Consider the following 5,409-nt stretch of genomic DNA (forward strand, 5'->3'; position numbering starts at 1 on the left):
CGCCGATCCCGGAGACGACGATCGACGACGTCACCGGCGAAAACCCGCTCGCCGGCTTGTCGGGGATCGCCAGCGCCGTGGAGCTCGTGAACGTCGTCTGCGTCGGCGGATCGACGATGCCGTTGCCATTCGCATCGACGAACAGCGTCCGCCCGGCGATGCCGGCCTCGGCAGGGTCCTTGACGCCGTTGGCATTGGCGTCGTCGAACACCCGCCCATAGAAGCGGTTGTTCACTCCCGAGCCGAAATCGGTGCCACGGAACGTGTCGGCGGGGCCGGTCACGGTGAAAGCGCGCGAGGCGCTCCCGGTCGCAGTCCAGCCCGTCGGCACGACCGGCCTGAGGACGTAGCCTCCGACCGCGAGGCCGGCGAGCGAGTAGAAGCCGTTGGTCTTCGAGACCGCCGAGATATCTCCTGCGGCCCGGACGCGTACCGACCACGCGGTGAGCGTGCCCACGTCTGTCGAAACCGAATCAGTCATCTCCAATCGCCACGTGCCGTTGCCGCTCTCGCCGTCGAGCGCCGAGAGGGGCTGCGCGGGAATGAACCGCCCGGTAAATGGTGGCGTGCCCGCGCTGATCGCGGTCGTCGCTTCGTCGTCGAAGATCGTCACCGCGAAATTGTCTCCACTGCCCCCGACGGCCGAGGCGAGCTGGATCCGCCGCCCCGACGGGGCGATCAGCGTCAGCGTGAGATCCGACACCCAGGTGTGCGTGATGCTCACCGTCACGTCGACATCGCCGATCGGGGATGTCAATCCGGCGACCGTGAGCGACGATGTCAGCGTGCCGGGATCGGGGATCGCCGCCGTCGTGATCACGGCATTGACGGTGACATCCTGATAAAACTCGTCGAATTGGCCGTTGGAATTGGAGTCGATATACATCCGGCGGCCGGCGACGAGCGGCTCGTCGGACTGGCGCGTTCCGTCGCCATCGGCATCCTCGAACGCCCTGCCCGACACGGTCGTGGCCACGCCGGTGCCGCTGATCGTGAACGAGAACGTTCCCTCGTCGGCGTCGTCACAGGCCACCGTGACCTTTGCCGACGTGACGCCGGCAGCCGTGGGCGTGAACCGAACCGTGAACGTCGTTCCCTCGCCGGCGGCGAGGACGGTCGCCGCCGGCGGGCTGGCGATCGCGAATCCGGCGCCGGTGATCGACACACCGGAGAGCGACAGCGGCAGCGTGCCCTGGTTGCGGATCCGGAAGACCGTATCGACCGAATCGTCGAGGATCGCCGACACCGGAATCGACGTAGCGCCCGAAGTGATGTCGGTCTTGCCGCCGACCACGGAGATCTCCCGCATCCCGATCCCCCGAACGACACCCGCCGCCGACAGCAGTCCGAAGCCGAGCTCGGTGTTCCGCCCGGTGGCGAGATCGTAGGCCCCGCTGCCGGCGAGCCGGGTATTGGTGCGGAAGATGTTTTTGATCTGCGCCGGCGTGAGGTCGATGCCGAGCGCCTGCCCACGGGCCAGCGCCAGGGCCGCGATGCCGGTCGCCAGCGGCGTGGCCGACGACGTACCGCCGAAGCCGGTCGAGCCGGTGCCGGTGTAGTCGCCTGCCGTACCGGCCGACGTGTTGTAGCCGGCGGTTCCGACGCGGTCGGTCGTGTCGATCGCCAGGTAGCCGGCGCGGGTGTCGTTGCTCGGCGTGACCACGTCGAGGGCCGCGCCGTAGTTGCTGTAGTCGGAGCGCTCCCCCTTGTTGTTCATCGCACCGATGCCGATCAGGCCGGTGTTCGAGGTCGACAGCGTGGCCGGAAAACTGACGACACCGTAGTCGTTGCCGGTGGCGACCAACTGCGTGGCTCCCTTCCCCTGGCGACCTTGGCTCGTCGCCCAGGAGAAGGCGGTGGTGATCGCGGTCGTTGCCGAGCCACCCCCCCAGGAATGGTTCGACAGGTCGGCCGCCTTCCAGGTGCCCAGGCCGTTGGACGTCCGTCCGGCGGCGTAATAGATCGCGGCCGCGATATTGGCGTCGGTTGCCACTCCGCTGCCGGCGAAGATCCGTGAGCTGAGCACCGGCGTGCCGTAGGAAGCGCCGGTGACGCCGAGCGAATTGTTGCCGCGCGCGGCGGCCACCCCGGCGACGCTCGTGCCATGCTCGTCGGTCGTGTTGTTCGGAATGCTGACGTTGTTGTTGTTGACGAAGTTCCAGCCGTTGATGTCGTCGATCCAGCCATTGCCGTCGTCGTCGATGCCGTTGGCCGCCACCTCGCCCGGATTCGTCCATACCGTGAGGTCGGGATGGTCGGTGGACACGCCGTCGTCAACGACGCCGATCGTCAGCACCGTCGAGCCCCCCTGGATCACGTCCCAGGCGGCGGGGAGGTCGGCATCGATTCCGGCGGTGCCGCCGCTCTGTCCGGTGTTCTGCAGGTGCCAGAGGTTGCTCCAGCGCGGGTCGTTCGGGATCAAGAATCGCTGCCAGTTCTGGTGAAAATTGGGCGCTGCCCAGGCGAGGTCGGGGTCGGTTTCGAGCGAGTTGATCGCCGCAAGTGCCGCGGTGCCGGTGCCTGCCGAGAGCGTGGCAACGAACTGGTTCGGTGTGCCGGCCAGCGTTCGGTAGCCGCTGAACATCGGCCGGGCAGCGAAGTAGGCTGCCGGCATGATTCCCTCGGCGAGCTCGACGATCGCCTCGTCGAGGAGAACGGCCTCGGAGCGCGTCGAGAGGACATCAAACACCGGCGCCTCGCCGTCGATGACGCCGCGGGCATGGAGGGCCTGGAGTGTGGCGCCGTCGAGCGGCCCGGTCGTGGCATAGACGTCGAACCGGCTGCCGGCGAGCGGTCGAAGGGACGTCAGACCGAATTCGGCCTGCCATGCCGGGTCAGCCCGGCCGACCGCAGTCGCTGCCAAGGCGACCCGCGTGTTGCTGATCGCCATCCCGATCGTCTCGCCGTCGGCGATGTAGCGATACGGCAAAGCGGGATCATCGACGACTGTCTCGCCGACCTGTCCCGAGCCGAAAACCGAGCTCACGGCGTGAAGCCCATGGCTTGCCAACACCTGGCGTGGCTCGAGTCGCTCGGGATCAATGACGAGCGAAGAGTGATGTCGACGACGGGGCTTTCGCATCGCGAGGCTCCACGTTGGGCGGGTCGGTATCGATACGTCGGTTACTTACGCTGCAGGACGCGAACGTGATCGATCTCGAAACGAGACGGAAATGGCGTCGTGCCGTCAGGCGGTCCGACGAACCCGCCGCCCACGGCGAGGTTGATCACGAGATGAAACGGGTGGTCGAACGGCGCCGGAAACGCCTTGCCGCTGCTCGACCACTCGGTCTGTGTCTGCCAGGGCGCGCCGTCAACGAGCCAGGTGATCCGTCCCCGCTCCCACTCGATCGCGTAGGTGTGGAAGTCGTCGGCGAACGAGCCCTGAGGGAGCCGGTACTGCGTGCCGGTGTGGCGGTTGTCCGGCCACGGGCCGCCGTGGTGGAGCGTGCCCCAGAGGACGTTCGGCTCCTGCCCCTTGATCTCCATGATGTCGATCTCGCCGCTGGCGGCCCAGCCGCCGTGGGTGTCGTCGCTGGGGAGCATCCAGATCGCCGGCCAGATCCCCTGGCCGACAGGGATCTTGGCCCGGACCTCGACCCGGCCATACAGCCAGTCGCCGCGCCGTTTGCTGCGGATCCGCCCCGACGAAAACTCACGGACGGTCCCGGCGATGCCATGGTTGTCCTTCCGCGCCTCGATCACGAGCCGGCCGTCCTCGACGCGGACGTTTTCGTGCCGGTCGGTGTAGAGCTGCAACTCATGGTTGCCGCCACCGAACGCGTTGACCTCGATCTCCCACTTCGACCAGTCGAGCGACGTGCCGTCGAAGGCGTCTTCCCACACGACCTTCCAGTCAGGCTCGGCGGCAAGGGAAAACGCCCCGAGGCAGATGACCCAGTACAGGACAGCGAGGCGAAGCGACGGCATGACGGGCCTCCGAGGTGAAGCAGTCGATGATACCGCCCCATCGAGCCGACGGACGCTACACTTTGGTTGCCGGTCCCTGAGGAGAGCCACGATACCGCTCTACGAATACGCCTGCCGGAAATGTGGCCGCGGGTGCGAACTGCTCGTCAGGGGCAGTGAGAAGCCGGAGTGCCCCCACTGCCGCAGTACGGCGCTCGACAAGCTCGTGAGCGTCGCCGCCGGTCATGTCGCCCGCGGCAAGGAGCCGGCTCCATCGGCCGGGAACTGCGGCCGCCCGCAATGCGGCACCGGCGGCTGCATGGGGATGGGGTGAGCGGGCAGGGGACTTGGTAGGCTCGAAGCGATCGCGCGATGCCGCGGTCCCGCCCGCTCGCATTCCCGACACGAGCCGAGTCTGGCCATGACTGCCGAACCGTCGACGCGCACGCGCGAACTGCTCCACCCCGCCGCCGACGGGCCGTTTTTCGAGTGGCATCCCGACGAACTGGCCGGCGACGCGACCGATGCGGTCTGTGCGGAATTGTCGCGGCTGGCCTACGCGCCGCTGTCGCGGATCGAGGCCGAGCTGCCGCGCGTCGGGTTCGAGCTGCTCGGGCCGCTCCGCAGCAAGCGCCTGTTTCCCGCACAGGCCGACACCGACGGGTTCGTGTGCCGCGATCGCCGCCGTGACGCCGTGATCGCCGTGTTTCGCGGCACCGAGACGGGCAACTTCGACGACCTGCTCTCGAACCTCCTCGTCGACCCGGTCGAATGGCGCCCGGGCATGATGGCGCACCGCGGCTTTGCGGCGACGTTCGACGAGCTGCGCGGGCCCCTCGACCGCTGCTTCGCGCTTCCCGTTTCCCGCCGGCTCGCCACCGGCCACAGCCTCGGCGGGGCGCTGGCGACGCTGTGCAGTGCCGATTTTCCCGAGGCCGAACTGGTCACGTTCGGCGCGCCGCGGGTCGGGACGGAATCGGTCTTTTTTCGCCAGCGGCGGCCGGTGCGGCGCTACGTCCACTGCTGCGACCTGGTGCCGCGGGTGCCGCCGGCGAGTTTCGCCGCGGCCGACGTCGAGGAGATCGCCGATGGCCTCCTCGACAACTTCGGCGAACCGGAGGGGTGGCTGGGCGTCGCCACGCAGGCGGCGATCCGGCAGACGGCGCGCCTCGCCGCGGGGAGCCTCGCCCGGCTGGCCGAGCTGCGCGGCTGGGCGCACCGGTTCGTCCATCCCCGGCCGCTGTTGTATCTCGACCGCCGTGGTGCCATCCACGCCGAGCCGGCCGCCGAGGCGGTGGCCGCCGACCAGCGCCAGGCGCGGCGCGACTACCGCGAGGCGCTCGGCGGCAAGGGCACGCCCGGCGACTCGGGTACGGTCCTCGAGGCTTTGGCCGCGCTCTCCGCGGCGCTGCTCCGCGCCGACCGCTCCGCCGCGGGGCGGGCGCGGGAGACGCTGTTTCGCGAGCTGGCCCGCAGCGACTCCCTGGGGCGCGTCGTCGT

4 protein-coding genes are annotated in these 5,409 nt (G+C 68.9%); 2 read left to right on the forward strand and 2 right to left on the reverse strand.

The window, feature by feature from the left end:
- Positions 1 to 3,082 (reverse strand): choice-of-anchor D domain-containing protein (locus tag FJ309_17045; GenBank protein MBM3956280.1); only part of this gene is annotated, 3,082 nt, incomplete at its 3' end.
- Between the two features lie 41 nt (positions 3,083 to 3,123).
- Positions 3,124 to 3,930, reverse strand: coding sequence for a glycoside hydrolase family 16 protein (locus tag FJ309_17050; protein MBM3956281.1), 807 nt, complete (start codon positions 3,928 to 3,930; stop codon positions 3,124 to 3,126).
- Positions 3,931 to 4,021: 91 nt separating this feature from the next.
- On the opposite strand from FJ309_17050, the gene FJ309_17055 reads away from it, so the two are divergent.
- Both FJ309_17055 and FJ309_17060 read left to right on the forward strand, forming a co-directional pair.
- Positions 4,022 to 4,243: a zinc ribbon domain-containing protein gene (locus tag FJ309_17055; GenBank protein ID MBM3956282.1), complete on the forward strand. Its 222-nt coding sequence runs from the start codon at positions 4,022 to 4,024 to the stop codon at positions 4,241 to 4,243.
- An 87-nt stretch (positions 4,244 to 4,330) separates the two neighbouring features.
- Positions 4,331 to 5,409, forward strand: a 1,079-nt coding sequence (locus FJ309_17060; GenBank protein ID MBM3956283.1) for a lipase family protein, incomplete at its 3' end; no start/stop codon positions are given.

The sequence above is a fragment of the Planctomycetota bacterium genome (assembly GCA_016872555.1).
Lineage (GTDB): Bacteria > Planctomycetota > Planctomycetia > Pirellulales > UBA1268 > F1-20-MAGs016.

Bases quoted from the DNA above. Each gene is read 5' to 3' on its own strand.
- FJ309_17050 (MBM3956281.1), bottom strand. From the start codon at position 3,930: ATGCCGTCGCTTCGCCTCGCTGTCCTGTACTGGGTCATCTGCCTCGGG.